The following is a 23383-nucleotide window of genomic DNA, read 5'->3' on the forward strand; positions in this document are numbered from 1 at the left end:
CCTCCTGCCTCAACCGATTCGCGCGAGGAGTTCCCCGGCTGCTTCGATCACCTGCCCGGGGCCGAGCGCCAGCAGTCCCGGGCTGGGTTCGGCGGCGAAGGTGTCGCCGCTGCGCCCGTCCCAGAGCGCGATGTGCGGACCGTCCGCCGGCGGTCCCCAGAGCGCCGGTGCGACCGGTCCGAACAGGACCACCGACGGCGTCGCGAACGCGGTGGCGAGGTGTGCGACGCCGGTGTCACCGCACACCACGAGCTTCGCGCGGGCCACCAGGCGAGCGAGCTGCGGCAGATCGGTGTCACCGGCCAGCACGGCGTCAGGTGACAGTCCGGCCAGTTCGGCCAGCCGGCGGGCGATCGCGCGCTCCTGCGCGGTGCCCGTGATGACGACCCGGTGCCCGTTGGCGGTCAGCCACTTCGCCACCTCGGCGTAGCGCTCCACCGGCCAGCGCCGCGCTCCCCGACTCGCGCCGGGGTGCAGCACCGCCGAGCCGGGCGGCGACGGACCGGTCGGCTCCGGCAGCCGCAGGTCCTCGTGGTCGGCGTCGATTCCGCAGTGCTCCAGCAAGCGGCACCAGCGGCGGACCTCGTGCTGGTCGGCGGGCCACTCCGGCCCCGCCACGGCGGGAAAGGCCGGGTGGCGGTGGGTCAAGACCCTCCGGGCCCGCGTGCTGCACACCGCCGCCACCGATTCCGGGCCGCTGCCGTGCAGGTTCACCGCCACCTCCGGTGGCCGCCGGTGCCATGCGAAACCCGCGAGGTCCTCGGTCGGGTGGAGCTCGTCGACCTCCGGCAGCAGCGGGAGCAACCCGTCCAACGCCCGCGGCGCGGCGAGCACCAGGCGGTGCCGCGGGAACGCGCGCCGCAGCCCGCGCAGCGCGGGAATCGCGGTCAGCAGATCCCCCAGACCCAGCGCGCGGAGGGCGAGCACCGAGCCACCGCTCACGGCCACGACGACTCCTGCGAGTGGCACACGACCATTTCGCGGACCTCGCAGCCGGGCGGCTGGCTCAGCGCGAAGACGACGGACTGCGCAACGTCTTCCGGCCGGTTCAACTTGGCGTCGGGCGGCGGCTTGTACTGCTCGTCGCGGCCGTCGAAGAACGCGGTGTGCATGCCGCCCGGCACGAGCAGGGTGACGCCGACCCGGCCGCTGGTCTCGGCGGCCAGCGCGCGGGTGAGGCCGACGACGCCGAACTTCGACGCGCAGTAAGCCGTCGCCTCGCTGACCGCGCTGATGCCCAGCGTGGACGCGCAGGTGACCACGGTCCCGCTGGAGCGCTCGAGGTAGGGCAGCGCCGCCCGCACCACCGCCGCGGTGCCGAGGAGGTTCACCTCGATGACGCGTTCCCAATCGCCCGGCGGCACCGATCCGAGCGGCCCGCAGGAATCGATCCCGGCCGCGGTGAACACCCCGTCGAGCCCGCCGACCGCGTCGGCGAGCTCCTGCACCGCGTGCTCGGCGGCCCTCCGGTCGGCCAGGTCCACGCAGGCGAACTTGACCGACGCCGAGGGCGCGGCCCGGTCCAGGACCAGCGGGGTCCCGCCGGCCGCCCGCACCGCTTCGACGGTGGCCGCGCCCAGCCCGGACGCACCGCCGGTGATCAGCACATTACCCAGCTCTGCCATGGCATTCCCTCCGAATCCGGCCGCCGTGCTCCAGGTCGCGCAGGATCCTGCTCGTCGAGTAGCCGTCCACCAGCGGGACCAGCACCGTCCGGCCACCGTGGCGCTCGACCACTCGTGACTCCGGGAGCTGATCGGGTTCGTAGTCGCCGCCCTTGACCCAGATGTCCGGGCGCAGCTGCTCCAGCAGCCTGCTCGGCGAGGTCTCGTCGAACTCGGCGACCGCGTCCACGCATTCCAGCGCCTCCAGCAGGCACCTGCGGTCCTCCGCGTGCACCACCGGGCGCGGCGGGCCCTTGAGCCTGCGCACCGACTCGTCGGAGTTCATGCACACCACCAGGGCATCGCCCAGCGACCGCGCCCGGTTGAGCAGGTTGATGTGCCCGGGGTGCAGCAGGTCGAAGCAGCCGCCCGCGGCGACCACCCGGCCGCCCCAGGAACGGACCTGCTCCACCCGCGAGAACGACGGGCCCGGTCGCGGCGGCGGCGGTTCGCTGCCGTCGCAGGCCCAGGCCCCGGCGCCGCCTTCGGCCACGAACCGGCTGGCGCAGTCCACGCCGTAGCGGACCGCTTCGAGCAGCGGGACGCCGCGGCCGAGCGCCAAGGTCACCGAGACGGCGAAGCTGTCGCCCGCACCGCAGACGTCCGGTCGGCGGCCCATCAGCTCGGGCGCGCGCAGAAGCTCGCCAGGCGGGCTCACCACGGCGCCGCGCGCGCCCATCGTGACCGCCACCGCGCCGCAGCCCCACCGGAGCCGCAGGGCCTCCGCACCTTCAGCGGTTCCGGAACCGGCACCGAACGACAAGGCCTCGGCGTGGTTGGGCACCACGAGATCGGTGCGCGGTACCGGCTCGGCACCGCGGGGATGCGGATCCCACACCAGCGGCACGTCGGAGGGCAACCTCGCCAGCTCGCGCCGCAACCAAGAGTTCCGGGTGATCCCCCGGCCGTAGTCGGCCACCAGGACGGCGTCCGCGCTGCGGAGCGCCTCGAACAGACCGGCCGCCAGCGGGAGGTCCGGCACCACCCCGTCGCCGACGTCCAGCCGCACCAGCGACTGGCCGTCCGCGCGGACCCTGGTCTTGCTGGGCGTCCCACCGCTGAAGGGCGCGTCGAGCAGCACGCATCGCGCGGCGAGCAGGCGCTCGAGCTCGCGCCCGGCCGAGTCGTCGCTGCGCCCCGTGATCAAGGTGACGTCCGCGCCGCTGGCGTCTCCCAGCACCGCTGCGAGCGCTGCCCCGCCCGGACGGCACTTGCGCGCCGCGACGTCGACCACCGGCACGGGTGCGTCCGGGCACAGCCGCTCCGCCCCGCCGGACAGGTCAACGTCCAGCAGCGCGTCTCCGACAACTGCCAGCTTCACGGCTCCACCTCCCCGATCGTCAGCGCGTCGAACTCCGCGCACAGGGCGTGCACCAGGGCCAGGTGGATCTCCTGGATGGTGGCCACACCGGTCGCGTCGACCGCGATCGCGTCGTCGCAGGACGCCGCGAGGCTGTTGGGGGCGGGCCCGGTCATCGCCCACGCCCGCATCCCGATCTCCATGGCGGTCTTGGCCGCGGCGATCACGTTGTGGCTGCGGCCGCTGGTGGACAACGCGATCAGGACGTCGCCCGCGCGGCCGTGGGCCCGCACGCCTCTGGCGAAGACCTCCTGCTCCCCGTAGTCGTTGAGGATCGCGGTGAACGCCGAGGTGTCGGCGTGCAGCGGAATCGCCGCGTAGGGCTTGCGGTCGCGCAGGAAGCGGCCGGCCAGCTCACCGCTGAGGTGCTGAGCCTCTGCCGCGCTTCCGCCGTTGCCGCAGGTCAGCAACCGGCCACCACCTTCGAGCACGTCGACGAGCGAATGGGCCCAGCGGCGGACCGTCGGCGCCGCGCCGCGGGCACGCCGGGCTGCGGTGCCGAGCGCGGTGAAGTGTTCCTCGATCACGTCGCTCCTCCTCCCAGCACGACCGGGGCCGCCAGCACCTGCCGGTAGACCGCCTCGGTCTCCCGGACCAACTTGTTCCAGCCGTAGTGCGCACGTGCCCACGCCACGCCTGCCGCGCCGAGCTCCGCGCGCCATCGCGGGCGGGCGAGCACCTCGCGCACCGCCTGCGCCACGGCGGCCGGGCTGTGCGGCGGCACGTGCACTCCGTTGTGGCCGTCGACCACCGTGTCCAGGTGGCCGCCCACGGCGCTGACCACCGGCGGCGTTCCGCAGGCCATCGCCTCCACCGGCACGGTGCCGAACGGTTCGTACCAGGGCGTGCTGACCACGACGTCGACCGACCGGTAGAGCTGCGGGGTGCGCTCGTGATCGACCTGCCCGAGGAAGGTGGTCCGGTCCGCCACCCCCGCCCGCTCGGCCACCTCCTGCAGCCGTCGGACCTCGGGATCGCGATGCCACCGGGGGCCCGGTGGCCCGCCTGCGATCAGCAGCTCCGCACCCGGGATCCGCCGCAGCGCCCGGATGACGATGTCGATCCCCTTGCGCTCCACCAGCCGGCCGATGCACAGGATCTTGGGGTGCGTGTTCGGCGGACCACCGCCCGGCCCGGGCCGGAACCGCTCCAGGTCTATGCCGCACGGCACGACGGCGGTCCGCTCCGCGGGCAGGCCCATCTCCGCCAGTTCGGCGACCTCGTCGGAGCACGTGGCCACCACCTTGTCCGCGCCGAGCGCGATGTCGGCCTCCAGCTCGATCCGCTGCGGCGGGCTGGTGTCCTTGTCGCCCTGGTGACGACGTTTCACCCGGCCCAGCGCGTGGAAGGTCTGCAGCACCGGCACGCCCGCACCGGCCGCGCCGCGCTGGGCCGCCAGGCCGCTCATCCAGAAGTGCGCGTGCACCAGGTCGGGCCGGTCCGCCGCCCACCTCTCGGCGAGCCGGTCGCCGAACTCGCCCATGTGCGGCAGCAGGTCGTCCTTCGGCACGGGTTCCGCCGGTCCGGCGGTCACGTGCTCGACGACGAAGCCGGCCGCGGTGCCGACGCGGTGCGGCAGCGATGCATCGTCCCTCCGCGTGCACACGACGACGTCGTGACCTCGGCGGGCGAGCCCCGTCGCCAGCTCCGCCACGTGCGCGTTCTGCCCTCCGGCGTCGACACCGCCGAGGGCGGCCAGCGGGCTCGCGTGCTCGGAGACCAGGTCGATCTTCATCGCGACACCTCCTGCAAGAGCTCGTCCCAATCGGCCAGGAACCGGTCGAGCGAGTGCCGCTGCAGCGCCGCAGCCCGCGCCGCGGCGCCGGTTTCCCGGGCGAGGTCGACGTCGGCGGCGAAGGCAGCCGCCGCCTCGGCGAGGACCTGCGGACGCGTGGAGACCACCCCGGCTCCGGGCGGCACGGTCTCCACGGCCGCCGTGCTCGCGAGCACCACCACGGGCATGCCGATCAGCATCGCCTCCAGCAGCGAGAGGCCCAGCGACGTCCAGCGGAACGGGTGCGCGTACACCCGGCGCCTCGCCAGCTCGGCGTGCATCTCGCTCTGCGGCAGGTCTTCGTGCGCGGTGATCCGCTCGGTGCCCAGGTGCTGCGGCAGGCCGGCGACCCGCATCCCGAAGACGTCCAGCGGAACCGCCGCGGCCAACCGCGGCAGCAGGTCGGTGCCGACGAGGCGGCCCCGGCGGATCGGATCGTTGACGACGACGCCCGCGCTGGGCAGCTCGCCGGTGAAGCGGTGGCCGGGATCGACGATGCCGTGCTCGATCACAGTGGACGGAGCGCGGCCGGAATCCCAGAAGACCTCGTTGAAGTGGGTGACGTGGACCAGCGGGATGTCGCTGCGCTCGGCCAGGGGGTGGCGGGTCTCCACCGCCGGACCGCGCGGCGTGTCGTGCTCGACGTAGACCGCCGGAACGTCGATTCCGGGCCGGCACCCGAGCCACTTCTCGGTCAGCTCGATCTCGTGCGGGCGTTGCAGGACGACGACGTCGACGTCCTCCTGCCGCAGCAGGTCCGGCTCGACCTCGACGGCGTTGTCCGGCCACTCGAAGGTCTGCGCCCGGCCGCGCCCGTCGGCACCGCGGCCCGGCGTGACCGGCACCAGGAACGTGTGCCGACCGCGGACGAACGCCGTCGTCCACGACCCGTGCACGTGCCAGACCAGGACTTTCACGCCGCGACCTCCTGAAGCCGGTCCACCGCCGCGAGAACGTCGTCGGCGGTCACGTGCGACAGGCACGGGTGCCCGGGAACCGGGCAGACGCGGGCGCGCGTGTCGGCGCACGGAGCGCGCTGGTCGCCGAGCACGACACTGCGGACGCCGTACGGCGCCCACCTCGCGGCCCGCACCACGGGCGCGAACAGCGATACGACGGGAGTTCCCACCGCGGCCGCCAGGTGGGCAGGCCCCGTGTTCGGGGCGACGACCACGTCGGCTCCGGCGAGCACCGCCGCGAGCTGCGGGAGGTCGGTTCGTCCGCCGAGGTCCAGGCCGTCGCTGCCCGCGACCCGGGCCGTCAGGTCCCGCTCCGCCGCCGTTCCGGTGACGACGACGTGCCTGCCGGTGGCCGCCAGCGCCCGGACCAGCGCGGAACTCCGGAACGCGGGCCACTGCCGGGCGGGAACCGATGCTCCGGGATGCACGACCACGTAGCGCTGCGAACCGACCCGGCCGGAGACGTCCGGCAGCGGTGTGCGCACCCGGAGCCGTCCGTCGTCGCGGCGCGGCAGCGGGAAGCCCGCCGCGCGGGCGAGCGACAACGCCCGCTCCGGTTCCGGTGGATCGCCGTCGATCCGATGCCGGACGTCGAGCAGCGAACCCGGGTAGTCCTCGCTGATCGCGGCGATCCGCGGCACACCGGCCATCCGCAGCAGCAGTGCGAGCGGCAGCGGCGACTGGTGGTAGGAGGTGAAGATCACCGCGCCCGCCGGGCCGATCTCCCGGACCCGGTCGATGAACCCGGTCATCGCCGGGGCGGTCACCGGAGGCGGTTCGGGGTCGATCCACGGCGCGCACCACTGCACCACCTCGTCGACACCGGGCAGCATGTTCGCCGCCGCCGCGCCGCGCGGTCCGGCGACCATGACGACGGAGTCGGCGTGCGCCGCGACGGCGCGCACGGCCGGACCGGCGAGCAGCACGTCGCCGATGTTGTCCAAGCGCGCCACCAGGATCGGGCGGCTCACGATGATCCGCCCAGCACTCGTTCGATCGCCGCTTCGATGGTGGGTGCGACCTCGGCCGTCAGCAGCGCGCTGGTGATCTCCTCGGCCCTGGTGCGCTCGGTGGGGACCAAGATCGCCTTGGCACCGGCCGCGACGGCCGCTTCGACGTCCGCGCCGGTATCACCGACCACCACGCAATCCCGCGGGGAGACGCGCAATTGCGTTGCGGCGCGCTCGATCAGGCCGGGTGCGGGTTTGCGGCAACCGCAGCCCGCGGCTTCGTCGTGCACGCAGCACTGCCAGGTGTCGAACGGCCCCAGCCGACGGCGGACCTCCGCGTTGACTGCGGCGAGATCCGACTCGCTGAGCAGGCCGCGAGCCACTCCGGACTGGTTGCTCACGATCCCGATGGGAACGCGGTGCACCCGCAGCCGGTCGAGCGCGCCGCGCGCTCCTCGCATCGGCCGCACCTTCGTGGGATCGCCGTTGTAGGGCACGTCGCGGATCAGCGTGTCGTCCCGGTCGAAGAGCACCGCAGCCGGTTTTCGCGGTCTCGGCCGGAGGTTCCGCACCTCGCCGCGCAGCCGGTGCCAGCACGCCACCGGCGGGATGAGCACGCTCGTCACCGCCATGCGCGCGAGCTCGCCGGGCGTCCGGGGACCGGGCAGGATCCGGCGCAGCAAGAACTCCGCGGTGAGCACCGACCATGCGGTGGCGCTGAACTTCGCCGCAGCGCGCCACCCCGGTCGTCGGCCGCAGGCGGCGGTCAACGCGATCAGGCCCGCGACCGTGGTCGCGAAATGGCGCCGGGTGCGTCCGGGCCCTTCTCCGATCCGGCGCCGCCAGCGCCTGCCGTACTTGCGGCGCATGATGGCGTTGTCGGCGTTGCCCGCCTGCGCCCGGACGCTGGCGAGGAAACCCGCTGGGCGCACCGGGTGTTCGGTGATCCGGCTCCCGGTGACCAGGCGCCACCCCATCGCCTGCACGCGCAGCGCGAGATCGGCGTCCTCCCGGAATGCCCGGGGGAACTCCTCGTCGAACCCGCCGCACGCGTCGAGGACCTCCCTGCGGTACGCCATGTCCGCGGTGATCCACCACGCGGTGGTCAGGCCCGCCGTGCCGCGCTCCCAGTCGGTGGGGCGACGATCACCCGGCAGCGGAACCCTGATCGTCGCCTGGCAGGCGCCCACATCGCTGCCCACGTCCAGGTCCTCGGCGATCTGCTCCCGCCACGACGGGTCCGGGACCACGTCGTCGTCCAGGAACACGACCCACTCGGAATCCGCGATGCGCCACCCCGCGTTGCGAGCGGCTGCCGGCCCCCGGCCGCCCGATCGCACCGTCCAGACGGGAAGTTCGGTCTCCGGCAGTTCCAGCGGTGCTGCCGGCTGCGGGCGGTCGTCGACGACGAGCACTTCCTCCGGTGGTTGACCCGTGTTCGCGTCCAGTGCCCTCAGCACCGTCGCCAGGCTCGCGCGTCCGGTCGTGGGAATCACCACCGCGTACCGGGGCCGCTGCGCGCTCACCGCGCACCGCCCTGACGCCGCACCGCGAACGGCCCGATGGCCAGCAGATCGATCGCCGAGGAGCCGAAGCACTCCAGCGCGTCGGCCGGGCTGTCCACCATCGGCCGCCCGGCGGTGTTGAAGCTGGTGTTGATCAGGGTCGGCAACCCCGTGCGGTCGTGGAACGAATCCAGCAGCCTGGCCAGCAGCGGTTCCCGCTCGCGGTCGACGGTCTGCGGCCGGGCCGTGCCGTCGACGTGCACCGCTGCCGGGATCCGGTCCTGCCAGCCCGGCACAACGTCGTGCACGAAGAGCATGTACGGGCTCGGCAGCGGCCCGCGGGAGAACAGCTCGCCGGCCCGCTCGGCCAGCGTCATCGGGGCCACCGGGCGGAACTGCTCGCGTCCCTTGATGTCGTTGAGCCGTTCGACGTTGGCGGCGTGGCCCGGGTGCGCGAGCAACGAGCGGTGCCCGAGAGCGCGCGGGCCGAACTCGCTTCGCCCCTGGAACCAGCCGACCGCTTCGTCCCGCGCCAGCGCTTCGGCCGCGACCTCGGCGATGTCGTCCGGTCGCTCGTACCGGACGTGGGCGGTCTTGAGCAGTTCCTCGATCTCCGCATCGGACCACTCGCGCCCCAGGTCCGCTCCGGGCATCGGGGACACCGCGACACCGTTCTCCGCAGCGTGGTGCAGCGCCGCGCCGAGCGCCGTTCCCGCATCGCCCGCCGCCGGCTGCACCCACACCTGCCGGAAGCGTCCGGCCGTGGCCAGCCGCGTGTTCGCCACGCAGTTGAGCGCGACACCGCCGGCCAGCGCCAAGCAGTCCTGTCCGGTCCGCTCGTGCAGCCACCCGGCCACGTCGAGCAGGACCTCCTCCAGCCTGGCCTGAACGCTGGCGGCGAGTTGCGCGTGCACTTCGTCCAGCGAATCGCCCGGGCCACGGCGCGGCGCCCACCGATCCCACTCGATCTCGCCGATCTCGTAGAGCCCTTCTCCGTCGCTCCGGACGAGTTCGGTGAAGTCCGGCAGGAAGGTCGGTTTCGCGTACGAGGCCAGCGCCATGACCTTGTACTCGTCGCTGGAGCGGTGAAAACCCAGGTGTTCGGTCAGTTCCTCGTACATCAGCCCGAGGGAGTGCGGCAACGGCTGCGTGGCGAGCACCCGCAACCGGCCGTCGACGTACTCCCCGGCCAGGGCCGAGGTGCTCTCCCCGCGTCCGTCGACGGTCAGCACCGCGCAATCGCCGAACGGTGCGGCCAACCCGGCCGACGCCGCGTGCGCGACGTGGTGCGGCACGAAGTGCACGATCTCCGGGTCGAGTCCGGGCAGTGCGGTGCGGAGGAAGTACGGCGCTCGAAGCGCGAAGGTGGTGCGCAGGTGTTCCCATTCCGAATCCACTCCGGACACCGCGTGGTCCACCAGCCGCGGGTCGTAGGAGCAGGCGACGGCGTCGAGCTCCGACGCCGCGATCCCGGCCTGCCGCAGGCACCACGCGGCGGCCTGCTCGGGTTGTTCCCAGGCCGAGAACGGAACCGGCTGCTTCCCGTGCTTGCGGCGGGAGAAGCGTTCCTCCTCCGCGGCCGCCACGATGCGTCCGTCCACGACCAGCGCGGCCGCCGGGTCGTGGAAAACAGCGTTGATCCCGAGGATTCGCACGGTGTTCTCCTCCTGCGGGTGCGGATGTTCCGGTGGGAGGCCGGACTCGGAGCGGCCATGCCTACATCGCTACCCTGCGAAGCGACTCCTAAACGCAACACGCCTGGTGAGCGGTCGAATGCGCGCCAGTCGCTCACGGTCCGCAGCTGACTGGCATGCGCACGGCAGCGCTCGGGTAGTCGATGCGAAGCGGCGGTTCAGGAGGTGTTGTGCGAGTTCTGATCACGGGATGGCCCAGTTTCCTGCACGGTGAAGCGACCGCGGGTGACGTGCTGAGCATGCAGCACCTGGCGGCTGAGCTGACGGCGCGGGACATCCGCAACGAGACGGCGTGGAGCCCGCGGTTCGTGCCCGGCACACTCGGTCTCGACGACGCACGACCGGCGGACTACACGCACCTCGTCTTCGTCTGCGGGCCCGCGCACGGCTGGCAGGTATCGGGCCTGCATTCGCGCTTCCCGGACTGCACCAGGGTGGCGATCGGGGTTTCGGTGCTGGACGGGGCCGATCCGGCGGTGACGGGTTTCCACCGCGTGCTCCCCCGCGACGGGGACGGGGAGCCCGCGGTGGACCTCTCGGCTCCCGCCGACGCCCGCGAGGTCCCGGTGGTAGGAGTCGTGCTGGCTCCCGGCCAGCCCGAGTACGGGGACTCGCGCAGGCACGAGGAGGTTCACGCCGAGCTCCGGTCCTGGCTCAACGAACTCGACGGCGCCGTGCTGGAGCTGGACACCCGGCTCACCGGCGACGACTGGCGCCTCTGCTCCACTGTGGACGAGTTCATCGCGCTGGTCGACCGGGTCGACGTCATGGTGACCACCCGCCTGCACGGCCTCGTGCTCGCGTTGTCCCGCGGCAAGCCGGTGCTGGCGGTCGACCCGGTGCGAGGTGGCGGGAAGGTGTCGGCGCAGGCCGACGCCTGGCAGTGGCCCGCGCTCCTCCAGCCCTACCAGCTCCTCGGGGACGATTCGCGGTCGCTGCTGGACCGCTGGTGGGTCTGGTGCCTGCGAGCCGCGGGGAAGTCGGCGGCGCGACAAAGCAGCACCACCAGCTCGCCGCTGCTGGCCGCCGGTGTCGACGCCCTCCTCGCGGAGCGGGAGCGGGTATGAGCACCGCGCTGGACACCACCGTCGTGATCGCGACGCGCAATCGGCGCGGGGAGCTCCGCCGGACCCTGAGCGAGCTGTGCGCGTTGCGTCCGCAGCCGCAGATCGTCGTCGTGGACAACGCATCGGCCGACGGAACTCCGCAGCTGGTGGCAGAGCATTTCCCGTGGGTTCGCCTGGTCGAAGCACCGCGCAATCTCGGCGCCGCTGGGCGCAACCTCGGTGTCGATCACGCGGTCAGCACCTACGTGGCGTTCAGCGATGACGATTCGTGGTGGACGGAGGGCTCCCTCGCCCGTGCTGAGGAGATCTTCGCCGAGCACCCAGGACTGGGGCTGATCGCCGCGCGCACGCTCGTCGGCCGCGATGAGCACCCGGACCCGGTCAACGACCTGATGACGCGTTCGCCGCTGCGCACGCCCGTTGAGCTGCCGGGCCCGCGCATCCTCGGCTTCACCGCGTGCGCCGCCGTCGTCCGGCGACGGGCGTTCCGCGCTGTCGGCGGTTTCAACGCCACGCTCTTCTTCGGCGCCGAGGAGAAGCTGCTCGCCTGCGATCTCGGCGCGGCCGGGTGGGACCTGGTCTACGTCGACGACGTGGTCGCGCACCACCACCCGTCAACGGCACGTGATTCCCCTCAGGCCAGGCGAGTCCTCGAGATGCGCAACGACCTGCTCATCGCCTGGATGCGGTACCCGGCCGGCGCCGCCGTCGAACGGACTTTGAAGCTGCTCGGTGATTCCGTCACCACCGGGGCGAGCCGCCGCGCTGTCCTCGGGGCCGCGCGGCGGCTTCCCGCAGCTCTGGCGCAGCGCAGACGCCTTCCGGCCGAGACAGCTCGGGAAGTGCGCGTGCTGGAGGAATTCGGCCGGTAGGTGCCAGCGACCGAAACGGGGGCGAGAGGTGGACGCACACCGCACCCGCAGCGGACGCACCTCCGAGTCCGCGGAACCCGTTCTGCGCGGGCTGCTCTCGGAACTCGTCGTCGCGGTTCCAGGCGCCGGCATGGGCGGCATCAGCTGCGTCGCCCCGGCCCGCCTGTTCCTGCACACCGATGAACGGGCCGCGCGGATCGATGCGGGCCAGCTGCGCGACGGCACCGGGCCGTGTCCGGAGGCCATGCGCACCCGCAGCGCCGTCCTGGCCGACGTCACGGAGATCCGGACCTGGTGGCCGGGATTCGCCCGTGCTGCGCGCGAAGCGCGCGTCTTCAGCTTCCTCGTCGTACCGCTCATCGGCGAGCCGCAGCTGCGCGCGGCGGTGAGCCTCTACGGTCAGCGCTCGCACGCGTTCGCCGACACCGACGTACCCACCGCGCTGAACGCGGTGGCGCAGCTGCGGAAACAGCTTTCCGACCTCTTGCGCGACGGGAACGGGCACGCGGCGCTCGTCCGCGAGACCACGACTACCCCGCGGCGGAAACACCGCCCTCAGCGGCGAACCAGCTGATCGTGCGCCGCAGCCCCTCCACGACACCGACCTCGGGGCGCCAGCCGAGCTCGGCGTTCGCCAGGCTGATGTCCGGGCACCGCCGGCGCGGCTCGTCGACCGCGGCGTCGGTGTGGTGGATCGGCGAATGCGACCCGACCAGGCTGCGGACCAGTTCGGCCAGGCCCAGCACCGGGATCTCCCCCGGACGTCCGATGTTCACCGGAGTGGCCAGCCGGCCGGACGCGACGGCCAGCAGGCCGCGCACCGTGTCGTCCACGTAGCACAGCGACCGGGTCTGGCTTCCGTCGCCGTTGACGGTGATCGCTTCGCCGCGCAGCGCCTGGCACACGAATGTGGACACCACGCGGCCATCACCCGGCCGCATGCGCGGCCCGAAGGAGTTGAACACGCGCGCGATCCGCGTCCCGACATCGCGGTGCGCTCCGAAAGCCGAGGTGAGGGCTTCCGCGTACCGCTTCGCCTCGTCGTACACCGCTCGGGGCCCGACCGGGTTCACGTTGCCCCAGTAGCTCTCGTCCTGCGGGTGGCGCAGCGGATCGCCGTAGACCTCGCTCGTCGACACCAGCAGGAAGCGGGCGCCGTTGCGCTCGGCGAGTTCGAGCGCGTTCAGCGTCCCGTTGCTCCCCACCCGGAGTGTTTGCAAGGGCATTCGGAGGTAGTCCGCGGGCGATGCCGGAGATGCCATGTGCACCACCAGATCGATGCCGTCGGCTTGGTAGCCGTGACGCGCTATGTCGTGCTCCACGAACTCGAAGTCCCGTTCCGAGCGCAACGCGGCGAGGTTACGCGCGGAACTCGTGCTCAAGTTGTCCAGGCAGACCACCGACGTTCCGCGTGCGATCAGCTCCTCGCACAGGTGCGATCCGAGGAAACCGGCTCCACCCGTCACCACTGCCCGGCCGAAATCCCAGTACACCTGTCTCCCACCCCCATCGGCTCGCGATACGGCGCTACCCGGCGCGCCCGACCGGCAAACCGGTGGTTACCACCGGACCCCGCCGGGTAATCGCGAATCGTGCCGCCAGGAACCGACCACCGCGTCTCGGTCGTCATCGTGACGCACAACAGGTGCGCCGAAGTGCTGCGAACGCTGACGCACATGACGGGGCTGCCCGAGAAGCCACCGATCGTCGTCGTGGACAACGGTTCGAACGACGGCACCTCGGAGCGCATCCGGACCGACTTCCCCGACGTACGTCTGCTGAGCCACCGGGAGAACCTCGGTGCGGTGGGCCGGAACTGGGCCGTCGAGCACGTTTCCACGCCTTACGTGGCGTTCTGCGACGACGACACCACGTGGCAGCCCGGCGCGCTCGGCCGAGCGGCGGCCGTGCTGGACCGCTTCGGCAGCGTGGCCGCGGTGATGGGGCGGTGCCTGGTCGAGCCGGATCTCCACGAGGACCCGCTCGTCCCGGAGCTGCGCGAATCGCCCGTGCCCGCACCGCACTGGCTGCCGGGACCGGCGCTGATGAGCCTCATGGCCGGTCTCACCACGTTCCGGGTCGCCGCCTTCCGCGAGGCGGGCGGGTTCTCGCCGAAGCTGTGGCTCGGCGGTGAGGAGGAGCTGCTCGCCCTCGACCTGGTGGCAGCCGGCTGGTGGTTGTGCTGGCGGCCGGACATCGTCATCCACCACGCTCCGTCCCCGTCCCGGAACGCTCGGCTGCGGCGGCAGCTCGGGATCCGCAACACGGTGCTGACCGCTTGGCTGCGACGCCCCGTCCGCGATGCGCTCCGCCGCAGCGCCACCGTCGCCGCGAGCGCGCCCAAAGACCGGTGCACGCTGGCCGCCCTCGTGGCGGCCGCCAGGGCGACGCCGTGGGTCCTGCGCGAGCGGCGGGTGGTCCCGGAGCGGATCGAGCGCTGCCTCCGGGTCCTCGAAGAGCCGCAACGGCACTCCCCCGCCCGCCGCTACGTGGGCTGACCTACTTCCGCGAGAGCCTCGCGCGGCGGCTGCGCAGTCGCCGGGTGAGCCGACGGCCCGGCCCGGTCCAGCGCGGGCCCCGGGACGGCCGGTCGGGCACCCTGCGGGTCCCGCCGGAGGACTCCGCGGCGGTGGCTGCCGACGGCGGGACCAGATGCGCCCAGCGGGTGTGCGCAGGCATCGCGCGACGCTGCGGAGACCGGGCGAACAGCATCCAGGCGACGGCGGTGGCCAGTGCGGTGACCAGCCCGGCGACTTCCAGCGCGTGGTCGGCACCGGAGACCTCCGAGAGCCATCCCAGCAGCGGACCGCCGACCGCGCCGGACAACGCCGTCACCATTCCCTTGGCCGCGAGCACCCGGCCGCGCATGTCCTCGTCGGTGTCCAGCTGGATGCGGGTGCTCGTGGCGGTGTCGAGGACCACCGCGCCTACGGCGATCGGGAACAGCACCGCGGCGAAGATCTCCAGCGTCGGAGCGGCTCCGCTGAAGAACTGCAGCACGCTCGTCACCAGCGCCATGACCAGCACCAGGCGCAAGGTCAGCTGCTTGCAGGCCGCGGCGACGAAACCACCGGCGATCGTGCCCGCGGCGAAGACGACCGACAGGACGCCGTATCCCGCCGCTCCGGCCTGCAGCGGCCCGGCGCTCATGGCCGCCATCGTGACCTGGTAGTTGCGCCCGAGGCAGGACAGCACGAAGCTGAGCAGGAACAGCAGCACGAGCGGTCGTTGGCCGAACACGTAGCGCAAGCCCGCGATCGCACCTGCCCGTCCCGGTGCGCTGGTCGCCAGCTGAAACATCCCTTCGGGACGCACTCGGGAGATCGCGAAGAGCACCGCCGCGAAGCTGAGCGCGTTGAGCAGGAAGAGCAGCGGCACGCCGGTGACCACCACGAGCGCGCCGGCCAGCCCCATGCCGAGAATCCGGCCACCGGAGCTGATGATCGACCCGAGCGCCAGTGCGTTGCTCAGGTCCTCCCTCGGGACCAGCTGCGAGCCGAACCGGCCGAGCGCCGGCCCGTCGAACACGGTGACCACCCCACCGATCAGCGCCGTCGCGTAGACGACCGACAGCGGTCCGTCGACCCACGCGACACCGGCGAGGACCAGCGCCAGCACACCGTGCAGGCCCTGCGTGGTGAACAGCACCCGACGGGTCGGCCAGCGGTCGGCCATCGCGCCTGCCAGCGGTGCCAGCACGACGCCGGGGAGCGTCTGGAAGAACAGCGAAAGCCCCAGCATCGCCGGCGAACCGGTCTTGACCAGGACGAACCAGTTGAGTGCGAGGTTCTGCATCCACGCCCCGGTCACCGAGACGAAGTCAGCGGTCGCCCAGTGCCGGTAGTTCGGGTGTTTCAGCGCGCGGAACATCGGGGCCGCGGAGGCGCGCAAAGCGGGAGTCCTTTCCTGCTCTCGTCCCGGCGGCCGTTGATCGGGGTGTCCCGCCACCGGGCAGCGCCAAGTCGGTGCGGGCGCTCCTGGAACGGTGGCACTCCGACCAGGAATCTGAACACTATTTGTGTTCGGCTTCTCAGCAAACCGGTGAAATCGCAGGTAGATCGCGACATCCCGCCGAACGACTGGTCACGAGGAGTCATCCCGCCCAGCGCCGATCAGGAAGCAGCGGGACGGAACCCAGAGTTGTCCACAGTGGACTATCGTGGTCCGCGCGTCGCGGCGATCAGAGCCGCTAGACCGGGCTGTGCGCTCAGCGCTGGTTCTGGGCGTCCCCGTGTCCTGGGACGGACGCCACAGCCTCGCGAATCGGTTCCGACCACGCCGACGGCGCCGACCAGACGAAGCTGTGCGGCCCGGGCATGACCGCGAAGCGTCCGTCCGCGACCTCGGTCGCCAACCCTCGCGCCCACGACTCGGTGGACAGCCCGTCCTCATCGCCGCGCAGCACCAGCACCGGACACCGCACCCGGAGCACGGTCTCCTCGATCCGGTCCCGCAGGTGCACCTGCAGGACGTGCCACAGCTGCCGGAACCCGGCGCGCGCCCAGTCCGGCGTGTGCTGCTGCTGCAGGCCGGGCATCGGGTGGCGGGAGTCCATCCGCCAGTGCAGCAGGACCCGCGGCGTCGACCGGTACGCGGGGTCCACGGTGGGGCTGGCGAGCACGAGGAGCTGGAGGTGTTCCGGCCGCATCGCCGCGGCGTGCGCCGCCACCTGCGTGCTGCTGGAGTTCCCGATCAGCACCGCGGGCGGCAGCTGGGCGCGGTCCATCCACTCGGCCACCGCCGCGGCGTAGCCCGGCACGTCCAACCGCCGACGGGCCGGGCCGCTGCCGGCGAGCCCGGGCAGATCGACCAGGTGCGCCTGGGTCCACGTCGCCAACGCGCGCATGGAGGGCATCAAGTAGTCCGAGACGCCCATCCCCATCAGCGCGATCACCGGCGGTGCACCGGCGCGCTCGCAACCGAACACCCTGCTGCGCATGCGCCCCGCGGCCGTCTCGGTGTAGCGGACGAAGTGATCCGCCGCCGGGGCCGTTCGCCGGTCGATCATGCGCACCGCCTCGTACCGGGCGCCGTCAACCGCCGGGCACCGCGATGCGCAAGAGAAAGGAGTTGCTGTCTGTGGTCATCGGTGCGGGCATCAGGCCTCCAGCTGCTCGCCGCGCACGCGCACCCGCGATGTTCCGGGGCGGCCATGACAACTCATCTCCTCGTGCGTGAGGTTCGAATTCCGGCTTCCGGTCTGCCCCTCGGAAAAGCGGTGCAAACCTGCGCGGGCCGCGACCGGGACCACCACTCCGTCGGCGGAGTTTCGGCATTTCGCCGCGAGGAAAACCGGGAAATGGACATCATCGCTTCCGCTCCGGAGGAGGGCACGGCGACGCCCCAGCAGTTCCGCACGGTCAAGCAGGAATGGGCGCGCAGGCGCAAGGAGGAGCGCCGCCGCGCCCACCGGCACTACGAGGAACAGGACTGACTGGAGCTCATGTCCGCTGCTGCCCGCGTCGACCAGCACTAGTTCGCCGCGCAGCTACGACTCGTCGCACCGACCGGCACGCCCGCGCATGTCGACGAGGTAGACCAGCCAGCCCAGCACCGCCAGGCCGACCCAGTTGATCCCCCGGTACACCAGGACGACCGCCATCGCTTCGGCTGCCGGAGTCCCGGACGTCACCAGCACGCCGAGCAGTCCGGCTTCGGCCAGTCCCGCGCCGCCGGGCATGATCTGCAGTGCGATGCTCGCCTGCACGACGAGGAAGCCCACGAGGAGCACGGACCACGCCAGGGGGACGCCGAGGGCGACGGCGGTGGCCGTGAGGCTCAGGAAGTCGAACGCCCAGCTCAGGGCCGCGACCACCACGACCGCCGTCCACTGGGGCCCGCTGGGGCGGAGGAGCTGGATCCGCTCCGACACCCGGCGCGCGGTCGCATCGGGCTCCGCCGCCCAGGCGCCTCGGCCGAGCAGCGGAACCCGTCGGGCGAGCTCGGTCAGCGCGTGCATGGTGCGGTGCAGCAGCCCGGCATTCGTGACAACGCGCCAGCACGCCCAGGACCCGGCGACGATGACGACTGCGACCGCCGCCGCCGTGACGACCGGGACCCTGCCGGTGGCTCCGAGACCGAGCACGCCCAGCAGCAACAGCACGATCGTCGCCACCACCCCGCTCAGCACGGTCGACCAAGCGGCCAGCACCCCGCCCACACCGCGCTGGTGCAGCTTGTAGGTGGCATACGCGAAGCCCGCCGGGTCGCCGAGCGCGGGCAGGGTGGTCGACAGCGCGTTCTCGGCGAAGTGGATCGCTTGGATGGCCCACGTCCCCACCTGCACGCCGCCGCCCAGCAGCAGGCGTCGGTGCAGTTCCCCGTAAGCCACCAAACTGCCGAGCCCGCACAGGACGGCGACCGAGAACCACTCCCAGCGCATCCCCGCGAGCGCGGAGCGCAACCGGCCGGCCTCCCCCACCAGCCCGGGCAGCTGCCAGACCAGGAACCCGATGCCGATGACGAGCACGGACCACTGCACGATCCTGCGCACGAGCTTCCACATGTCTCCCCCGCTGCATTCCGCTCAGGACCGCGGGCCTCGCACCCACGTGTTCCCGAAGGCGGATCACGGGCAAACACGCGCCCGGGAACGCGCTGCGTCGTGACGTGCCACGTACAACGGGTTGTCGCCCTCACCAGCCGGGTAGTGAGGTAGGAGGACATCGGGAGCGAGGTGAACCATGCGCCAGGAGAAGAACCACCAGCGGCACCACCAGGACGAGGACGAGACCGAGCCGGAAACCGTCGGTGGGCAGCGCCGGGACAAGCTCAACGAGGACACCGAAGCCACGTTGGACGAGATCGACGACGTGCTGGAGGACAACGCCGAGGACTTCGTCCGCTCCTACGTCCAGAAGGGCGGCGAGTAGCCGCGGTCGTGCGCGATGTTCTTCGGGACGGCAGCGCTGCACCCGGCTTTCGTCGCGGGATGCGATGAAGACGCGGAACCGACTGACCCACCGAGCGGAGCGCAACACTCCCGTGCGGTTGATGGGGATGGCGGGCTGGGCCTGCTACGGGCTCATCCACCTCGTCATCGCCTGGCTCGCGGTGGAGGTCGCCTTCGGCCGGCCGCAGGAACAACCTGCTCCGCAAGGCGCGATCGCCAAGATCGCCCAGCAGCCCGTCGGCACTGCGCTGCTGGCCCTCCTCGCAGCGGGTTTGATCGCGTTCGCGCTCTCGCAGTTCGCGATGGCCGCGATCGGGTTCGACTGGGTTCGCGGCCGCGGCACCCGCATCGCCCGCAAGCTCGGCGCGCTCGGTCGCGCCGTCCTGTCGCTCGGCCTCGGTGTGCTGGCGGCACGGCAGTTCACCGGCGTCCAGGTCGGTTCCAGCAGCGCGCAGCAGAAGCAGTTCACCGCCGGCGTCCTCGAACTGCCTGCGGGCCGGATCTTCGTGGGCCTGCTGGCGGCCGTCGTGCTGGTCGTGGCCGTCGCCACGATCCGGCGCGGGCTGATCAAGAGCTTCCTGGAGGACCTGGACCTGAGCGGCATGTCCGCGCGCGCCAAGGCCTGGATCAAGCGGTGCGGGGTGATCGGCTGGGTGGCGAAGGGCGTCGCTTACGCGAGCATCGGGGTTCTGTTCGCCGCTGCCGCGGTGTCTCGCGACGCCCGGCAATCGGGCGGGCTCGACCAGGCGCTGCACCTGCTGGCCGCCAACGATCCCGGCAAGGTCGCTCTCGGGTTGATCGCCTTCGGTTTCGTCGCCTTCGCGATCTTCTGCTTCGCCGCGGCGCGCACGCATCGGCGCTAGGCCTTCCCGGTCGAGCCGACTTCCGTTGGCGCGCAACCGGAAGCCGGCTCTCCCGAAACGCCTGCGCCTCAGTCGCCGGGGCTCAGCAGCACCTTCACCGCTCCGTCCTCCTTGCGCTGGAAGATGTCGTAGCCGTGCGGCGCGTCGTCCAGGGACAACCGGTGAGTGGCGAGATCGCGCACGCCGAGCGGGTCGGACTCGTCCTCGACCAGCGGCAGCAGATCACCGATCCAGCGCTTCACGTGCGCCTGCCCCATGGTGATCCGCACGCCCTTGTCGAACATCGCCAGCATCGGCATCGGGTCGGCGGTACCGGCGTAGACGCCGCTGACCGAGATCGTCCCGCCCCGCCGCACCGCGTCGATGCACTGGTGCAGGACCGTCATCCTGTCCACGCCCGCCTTGGTCATCATCGGCTCCGCTACGGCGCCGGGCAGCGCGCTGACCAGCTTCTGCACGAACTCGGCTCCGGGCGAGCCGTGGGCTTCCATGCCGACCGCATCGATCACCGAGTCGGCACCGCGCCCGTCGGTCCTGTCCCGGACCGCGCCCGGCACGTCCTCCACGTCGCGCGCGTCGATCACCTCGATCCCGTGGCGCGACGCCATCTCCAAGCGCTCGGGCACGAGATCGATGCCGATCGCCCTGGCGCCGCGGAACGCGGCGATCCGAGCGCTCATCTGACCGATCGGTCCGAGCCCGAACACCGCCACCGTGCCCGCTTCCGGGACGGCGGCGTACGCCACCGCCTGCCAGGCCGTGGGGAGCACGTCGGAGAGGAAGACGAACTGCTCGTCCGGTGGCCCGTCGGGCACCTTGATCGGGCCGAACTGCGCCTGCGGCACGCGCAGCAGGTCGGCCTGGCCGCCCGGCACGCTGCCGTAGAGCTTGGTGTACCCGAACAGCGCCGCACCGCTGCCGTGCTCGCGGACCTGCGTCGTCTCGCACTGCGCGAACAGCCCGCGGTCGCACATCCAGCAATGCCCGCAGGAGATGTTGAACGGGACCACCACCCGGTCGCCCGGCTTGATGTGCTCGACCGCCGAACCCGTTTCCCGGACGATGCCCATCGCCTCGTGCCCGAGCACGTCCCCCGGTTCCAGGAAGGGCCCGAGCAGTTCGTACAGGTGCAGGTCGGAGCCGCAGATCGCGGTGGTGGTCACCGCGATGATCGCATCGGTGTCCGCTTCGATGCGGGGGTCGGGCACCTCGGTCACCTGCACGTTCCGCGGTCCCTGCCAAGTCAGTGCCTTCACGCGCACCTCCGAATTCGGTCGAGCACTTTCACACCGCGGGCCGGTCGGCGCTGCCCGCGTCGAACAGGACGCGCAAGTCGCAGCTGAGCGCCTCCCGGACCGCGTCCACCGCCCGGCGTGCGGCCATCCCGTGGATCAACCCGAACACGACGCGCGCCCCGTAGGTGCTGTGCGGCGCGTCGAGCCCGGAACGCTCGCTGACCCGGCCGATGAACTCGCAGATGTCGAACTCCTCCGCGCCCGGCGTCCGCCCACCGAGCAGCTGCCCGGCCAGCTCGTCGGGCAACGCCACCGCGAGGCCGGCCGCGGTTCCCGGCGGGATCCGCTCGGCCAGGGTCCGCAGGGTCGCCCGGCCGAGCGCCGCCGCCTCACCCTCGCTCAACCCGGTCCGGTGCTCCACCTCCGCGACGAAGGCGTCATAGCGCATGACCGCTCCCAGAACTCCCGCTCGACCACAACACCGGGTGTCATCATGCAGCTGCACCGGAATCCGGTGGCGTGCACTGCGCGCTGCCGGTTCCGCTGGTGCGGACATCACGACCGCGCCCGCTTGGTCCGGCGGTCGCTCTCCTTGCGCAATGCGTCGACGAGCTGGTGCTTCGTCATCTTCGAGCGGCCCGAGATGCCGAGTTCTCGAGCCTCCTCGTAGAGGTGGCTCTTGCTCGCATTCTCGTCGACGCCGCCGCTGGTGGGCTTCGTCGGCTGTCCGGCGCCGCGCTCGGCCTGCTCGTCCGACGGTCCCTTGCGCTGCTTGGGAATCCAGTGGTCGCCGACCTTCTCGTACTTGTGCTTCAAGGCGGAGTAGGCCGTTTGGTGAGCACGCCGTCCTTCCCCGTAGGACTCGACAGCGCTGTCGTGCGCCTTGATCCAGGTCTCCTGGGCCCCCTTCGGGGAGCGGCGCAGCGTCGAAGGGAGCTCTTCCCGTGCGGGCATGACCGCTACCTCTTCCTTCGCCATCGGCTGTTCGCGGAACGCAGGACGTTCCGCCCCTGAGGTACCCGCACCGGCGGGCCTTGAACGTTCAGGGGGCGGGCCGGCTCGTATGGAACTCCTCGATGACGGGTAATACCGGGGAACGGGGAAAAGTGCACAACATCCCACCAGGAGAAAGGACGATCATGATCACGCTGGGAATCATCCTGCTCCTCATCGGGTTCCTCACCGGGATCCAGATCATCTGGACCCTGGGCATCGTCGCGGTCGTCGTGGGCGCCGTCCTGGCCATCGCCGGTGGCACCGGTCACGCCATCGCAGGCCGCAAGCACTGGTTCTAGACCCGGCGGCTGCGCGCGCTGCTGCCTCCCCGGTGCGGGAAGGCAGCAGCGCGGCCGGTTCTCACCGTTCGCGTCCGGACAAGCTGTCCCGCAGGCGATCGATCATGCCCGCGCCCGGGTCCAGGATCATGTTCGCCGGGGGCTTGTCCGGTGCCGACGGGTGCGGCCGGGTGGGCGCCCACTCCTTGGCCTTGGTGATCTTCGAGCCGAGTTCCATCAGCTCTTCCGCGGAGCAGGTCTGCTGCAACCGCGGGAACAGGTCCCGCTCCTCGTCGTCGACGTGGTGCCTGATGTCCTCGATCAGCTTGCGGACGAGCCGGTCGTACTCCGCGTCCGAAGGTTCCATCCCTTCGAGCTGCTTCATGACCTCTTCCGCTTCGGCGTGCTCCTGGATCTCCCGGTCGGCGACCGAATCCCCGTCGGGCAGGCTCTTGCGAGCGGCCGGGTAGAGGTACTGCTCCTCCGCGACCGAATGCCGGACCAGTTCGGTGATGATGTGGTCGACGAGCCCTCGGCGGGCCTGCTCGGACAGGCCGCCGCGTTCGTACTCCTCGAAGGCGCTCTCGACCACCCGGTGGTCCTTGACCAGGACGTCGACCATATCGCCTTGCTGCGTCTTGCCCTGCGTCATGTCGTCCCCCACTTCTCCTCGGTCATCAGGATCGGGAAAGCGCGCACCCCGGAGGATGCCCGCGGTCGAAAGCCCGGCAAACCAGGCAGCAGCTCGTCGCCGGAGCAGCTCCGCGTCACGACGAGCGCCGGAGCCGGAACTTGCGGAATCCGCGACTGGAACGCCTGCGGCGGGTCCACGACCACGGACCGAGCCGCAGCGTCCAGGTCGTCGCGCCCAGCGGGCCTCGCCGCCAGCGCACGGGCCCGATCTTCGCCTTTCGCGCCATTCCGATCCGCACCTCGAACACCTGCCCTCGAACGGTCGACCGCTTCCACTCGAGCTGTACCCGGCACGAACCGATCTGATAGCCGGACGAGCGCACCGGGTACCCGAAGCCAGTCGGGAACCGCACAGGAGGGAGGCCCGATGACCGAGGCCGACGATCGACGGGTTCGCAAAGCCCTGCAAGGAGCGGACTTTCCCGCGTCCAAGGAGGACCTCGTCGAGTACGCACGAGAGCGCGGCACCGGCGCCAGAACGCTGCTCGCCCTGCAGAACATCCCGGAGGGCACCTACGAGGACAGCGATGAGGTCGAGCAGGCGGTCCCGCAGAACCCGGAAGCCGGTTCCGGCGGTTGAT

At 71.8% G+C, this 23383-nt stretch carries 27 protein-coding genes; 9 read left to right on the top strand and 18 right to left on the bottom strand.

The genetic code is table 11. From position 1 onward, the window contains the following. Positions 1–9 precede the first annotated feature (9 nt). From ATL45_RS37215 to ATL45_RS37255, 9 genes are read right to left on the bottom strand one after another with little or no spacing between them, the layout of a single operon-like run. The gene (locus ATL45_RS37215; RefSeq protein ID WP_093160216.1) at positions 10–948 is read right to left on the bottom strand and encodes a glycosyltransferase family 9 protein; all 939 of its coding nucleotides are present in this window, start codon (positions 946–948) and stop codon (positions 10–12) included. Further along, the gene (locus ATL45_RS37220) at positions 939–1625 is read right to left on the bottom strand and encodes an SDR family oxidoreductase (protein WP_093160213.1); all 687 of its coding nucleotides are present in this window, start codon (positions 1623–1625) and stop codon (positions 939–941) included. Before ATL45_RS37220 ends, ATL45_RS37215 begins: the two co-directional genes overlap by 10 nt. Continuing rightward, a complete protein-coding gene (locus tag ATL45_RS37225) occupies positions 1609–2985 on the bottom strand; it encodes a PfkB family carbohydrate kinase (protein WP_093160211.1) in 1377 nt (458 codons plus the stop codon). Before ATL45_RS37225 ends, ATL45_RS37220 begins: the two co-directional genes overlap by 17 nt. Next, complete coding sequence (locus ATL45_RS37230) at positions 2982–3551, bottom strand: D-sedoheptulose-7-phosphate isomerase (RefSeq protein ID WP_093160208.1); 570 nt, start codon at positions 3549–3551, stop codon at positions 2982–2984. Before ATL45_RS37230 ends, ATL45_RS37225 begins: the two co-directional genes overlap by 4 nt. After that, positions 3548–4759 carry a glycosyltransferase gene (locus ATL45_RS37235; RefSeq protein WP_093160206.1) on the bottom strand — a complete coding sequence of 404 codons (1212 nt, stop codon included), beginning with the start codon at positions 4757–4759 and terminating at the stop codon, positions 3548–3550. Before ATL45_RS37235 ends, ATL45_RS37230 begins: the two co-directional genes overlap by 4 nt. Beyond that, complete coding sequence (locus ATL45_RS37240; protein ID WP_093160203.1) at positions 4756–5715, bottom strand: glycosyltransferase; 960 nt, start codon at positions 5713–5715, stop codon at positions 4756–4758. The genes ATL45_RS37235 and ATL45_RS37240 overlap by 4 nt, the downstream gene beginning before the upstream one ends. Continuing rightward, positions 5712–6728 carry a glycosyltransferase family 9 protein gene (locus ATL45_RS37245; protein ID WP_093160201.1) on the bottom strand — a complete coding sequence of 339 codons (1017 nt, stop codon included), beginning with the start codon at positions 6726–6728 and terminating at the stop codon, positions 5712–5714. The genes ATL45_RS37240 and ATL45_RS37245 overlap by 4 nt, the downstream gene beginning before the upstream one ends. Then, entirely contained in the window at positions 6725–8233 is a 1509-nt protein-coding gene (locus ATL45_RS37250; protein WP_093160198.1) for an HAD-IIIA family hydrolase, read from the bottom strand. Before ATL45_RS37250 ends, ATL45_RS37245 begins: the two co-directional genes overlap by 4 nt. Beyond that, a complete protein-coding gene (locus tag ATL45_RS37255) occupies positions 8230–9867 on the bottom strand; it encodes a carbamoyltransferase family protein (RefSeq protein WP_093160196.1) in 1638 nt (545 codons plus the stop codon). The genes ATL45_RS37250 and ATL45_RS37255 overlap by 4 nt, the downstream gene beginning before the upstream one ends. Before the next feature lie 209 nt (positions 9868–10076). On the opposite strand from ATL45_RS37255, the gene ATL45_RS37260 reads away from it, so the two are divergent. Genes ATL45_RS37260 through ATL45_RS37270 form a run of 3 tightly spaced genes read left to right on the top strand, consistent with a single transcriptional unit; the run spans position 10077 to position 12419 of the window. Further along, positions 10077–10973, top strand: coding sequence for a polysaccharide pyruvyl transferase family protein (locus tag ATL45_RS37260; protein ID WP_093160193.1), 897 nt, complete (start codon positions 10077–10079; stop codon positions 10971–10973). Further along, positions 10970–11845, top strand: a complete 876-nt coding sequence (locus ATL45_RS37265; protein ID WP_177242118.1) for a glycosyltransferase family 2 protein — start codon at positions 10970–10972, stop codon at positions 11843–11845. The genes ATL45_RS37260 and ATL45_RS37265 overlap by 4 nt, the downstream gene beginning before the upstream one ends. A gap of 28 nt (positions 11846–11873) precedes the next feature. Then, positions 11874–12419: a GAF domain-containing protein gene (locus ATL45_RS37270; RefSeq protein ID WP_170210465.1), complete on the top strand. Its 546-nt coding sequence runs from the start codon at positions 11874–11876 to the stop codon at positions 12417–12419. Here ATL45_RS37270 and ATL45_RS37275 read toward each other — a convergent pair. Further along, the gene (locus ATL45_RS37275; protein ID WP_093160188.1) at positions 12376–13338 is read right to left on the bottom strand and encodes an NAD-dependent epimerase/dehydratase family protein; all 963 of its coding nucleotides are present in this window, start codon (positions 13336–13338) and stop codon (positions 12376–12378) included. The genes ATL45_RS37270 and ATL45_RS37275 overlap by 44 nt on opposite strands. 99 nt (positions 13339–13437) lie before the next feature. On the opposite strand from ATL45_RS37275, the gene ATL45_RS37280 reads away from it, so the two are divergent. Next, complete coding sequence (locus ATL45_RS37280) at positions 13438–14343, top strand: glycosyltransferase family 2 protein (RefSeq protein ID WP_093160186.1); 906 nt, start codon at positions 13438–13440, stop codon at positions 14341–14343. 1 nt (position 14344) lies between these two features. Here the strand turns inward: ATL45_RS37280 and ATL45_RS37285 are convergent, their stop codons facing one another. Together ATL45_RS37285 and ATL45_RS37290 are read right to left on the bottom strand one after the other, a co-directional pair. Further along, a complete protein-coding gene (locus ATL45_RS37285) occupies positions 14345–15736 on the bottom strand; it encodes an MFS transporter (protein ID WP_246025759.1) in 1392 nt (463 codons plus the stop codon). A 316-nt stretch (positions 15737–16052) separates the two neighbouring features. Continuing rightward, entirely contained in the window at positions 16053–16853 is an 801-nt protein-coding gene (locus tag ATL45_RS37290; RefSeq protein WP_093160181.1) for an alpha/beta fold hydrolase, read from the bottom strand. A gap of 291 nt (positions 16854–17144) precedes the next feature. On the opposite strand from ATL45_RS37290, the gene ATL45_RS40120 reads away from it, so the two are divergent. Then, a complete protein-coding gene (locus tag ATL45_RS40120; RefSeq protein ID WP_256258601.1) occupies positions 17145–17279 on the top strand; it encodes a hypothetical protein in 135 nt (44 codons plus the stop codon). A 54-nt stretch (positions 17280–17333) separates the two neighbouring features. On the opposite strand, the gene ATL45_RS37295 is transcribed toward ATL45_RS40120, so the two are convergent. Then, entirely contained in the window at positions 17334–18350 is a 1017-nt protein-coding gene (locus ATL45_RS37295) for a lysylphosphatidylglycerol synthase transmembrane domain-containing protein (protein WP_093160179.1), read from the bottom strand. 178 nt (positions 18351–18528) lie between these two features. Here ATL45_RS37295 and ATL45_RS37300 point away from each other — a divergent pair, with 178 nt between their 5' ends. Both ATL45_RS37300 and ATL45_RS37305 read left to right on the top strand, forming a co-directional pair. After that, complete coding sequence (locus tag ATL45_RS37300) at positions 18529–18717, top strand: ubiquitin-like protein Pup (RefSeq protein WP_093160176.1); 189 nt, start codon at positions 18529–18531, stop codon at positions 18715–18717. 64 nt (positions 18718–18781) lie between these two features. Beyond that, positions 18782–19600 carry a DUF1206 domain-containing protein gene (locus ATL45_RS37305; protein WP_093160173.1) on the top strand — a complete coding sequence of 273 codons (819 nt, stop codon included), beginning with the start codon at positions 18782–18784 and terminating at the stop codon, positions 19598–19600. Positions 19601–19668: 68 nt separating this feature from the next. On the opposite strand, the gene ATL45_RS37310 is transcribed toward ATL45_RS37305, so the two are convergent. From ATL45_RS37310 to ATL45_RS37320, 3 genes are all read right to left on the bottom strand, one after another. Beyond that, positions 19669–20856: a zinc-dependent alcohol dehydrogenase gene (locus ATL45_RS37310; RefSeq protein WP_093160171.1), complete on the bottom strand. Its 1188-nt coding sequence runs from the start codon at positions 20854–20856 to the stop codon at positions 19669–19671. A 28-nt stretch (positions 20857–20884) separates the two neighbouring features. Beyond that, positions 20885–21283: a DUF2267 domain-containing protein gene (locus ATL45_RS37315; protein WP_093160168.1), complete on the bottom strand. Its 399-nt coding sequence runs from the start codon at positions 21281–21283 to the stop codon at positions 20885–20887. 107 nt (positions 21284–21390) lie between these two features. Continuing rightward, the gene (locus ATL45_RS37320; protein WP_093160291.1) at positions 21391–21789 is read right to left on the bottom strand and encodes a ChaB family protein; all 399 of its coding nucleotides are present in this window, start codon (positions 21787–21789) and stop codon (positions 21391–21393) included. Positions 21790–21974: 185 nt separating this feature from the next. Between ATL45_RS37320 and ATL45_RS37325 the strand changes: the two genes are divergently transcribed. Then, complete coding sequence (locus tag ATL45_RS37325) at positions 21975–22130, top strand: DUF6131 family protein (RefSeq protein ID WP_235863772.1); 156 nt, start codon at positions 21975–21977, stop codon at positions 22128–22130. A 61-nt stretch (positions 22131–22191) separates the two neighbouring features. Here ATL45_RS37325 and ATL45_RS37330 read toward each other — a convergent pair whose 3' ends face one another. Continuing rightward, positions 22192–22761 (bottom strand): hemerythrin domain-containing protein, encoded by a 570-nt coding sequence (locus ATL45_RS37330; protein ID WP_093160163.1) that lies wholly within the window; start codon positions 22759–22761, stop codon positions 22192–22194. 115 nt (positions 22762–22876) lie between these two features. Beyond that, positions 22877–23029 (bottom strand): hypothetical protein, encoded by a 153-nt coding sequence (locus tag ATL45_RS39215; RefSeq protein ID WP_170210466.1) that lies wholly within the window; start codon positions 23027–23029, stop codon positions 22877–22879. Between the two features lie 140 nt (positions 23030–23169). Between ATL45_RS39215 and ATL45_RS37340 the strand changes: the two genes are divergently transcribed. Then, on the top strand, positions 23170–23382 hold the full coding sequence (locus ATL45_RS37340; RefSeq protein WP_093160158.1) for a DUF2795 domain-containing protein: 213 nt from the start codon (positions 23170–23172) through the stop codon (positions 23380–23382). Position 23383: the final 1 nt, after the last annotated feature.

Origin of the sequence: Saccharopolyspora antimicrobica (assembly GCF_003635025.1) — a bacterium.
Lineage (GTDB): Bacteria > Actinomycetota > Actinomycetes > Mycobacteriales > Pseudonocardiaceae > Saccharopolyspora > Saccharopolyspora antimicrobica.

Coding starts and splice junctions, on each gene's coding strand:
- ATL45_RS37220 (WP_093160213.1), bottom strand. CDS start 1,625: ATGGCAGAGCTGGGTAATGTGCTGATCACCGGCGGTGCGTCCGGGCTG.
- ATL45_RS37235 (WP_093160206.1), bottom strand. CDS start 4,759: ATGAAGATCGACCTGGTCTCCGAGCACGCGAGCCCGCTGGCCGCCCTC.
- ATL45_RS37265 (WP_177242118.1), top strand. CDS start 10,970: ATGAGCACCGCGCTGGACACCACCGTCGTGATCGCGACGCGCAATCGG.
- ATL45_RS37290 (WP_093160181.1), bottom strand. CDS start 16,853: ATGATCGACCGGCGAACGGCCCCGGCGGCGGATCACTTCGTCCGCTAC.
- ATL45_RS40120 (WP_256258601.1), top strand. CDS start 17,145: ATGGACATCATCGCTTCCGCTCCGGAGGAGGGCACGGCGACGCCCCAG.
- ATL45_RS37295 (WP_093160179.1), bottom strand. CDS start 18,350: ATGTGGAAGCTCGTGCGCAGGATCGTGCAGTGGTCCGTGCTCGTCATC.
- ATL45_RS37300 (WP_093160176.1), top strand. CDS start 18,529: ATGCGCCAGGAGAAGAACCACCAGCGGCACCACCAGGACGAGGACGAG.
- ATL45_RS37305 (WP_093160173.1), top strand. CDS start 18,782: ATGAAGACGCGGAACCGACTGACCCACCGAGCGGAGCGCAACACTCCC.
- ATL45_RS37315 (WP_093160168.1), bottom strand. CDS start 21,283: ATGCGCTATGACGCCTTCGTCGCGGAGGTGGAGCACCGGACCGGGTTG.
- ATL45_RS37320 (WP_093160291.1), bottom strand. CDS start 21,789: ATGCCCGCACGGGAAGAGCTCCCTTCGACGCTGCGCCGCTCCCCGAAG.
- ATL45_RS37325 (WP_235863772.1), top strand. CDS start 21,975: ATGATCACGCTGGGAATCATCCTGCTCCTCATCGGGTTCCTCACCGGG.
- ATL45_RS37330 (WP_093160163.1), bottom strand. CDS start 22,761: ATGACGCAGGGCAAGACGCAGCAAGGCGATATGGTCGACGTCCTGGTC.
- ATL45_RS39215 (WP_170210466.1), bottom strand. CDS start 23,029: ATGGCGCGAAAGGCGAAGATCGGGCCCGTGCGCTGGCGGCGAGGCCCG.
- ATL45_RS37340 (WP_093160158.1), top strand. CDS start 23,170: ATGACCGAGGCCGACGATCGACGGGTTCGCAAAGCCCTGCAAGGAGCG.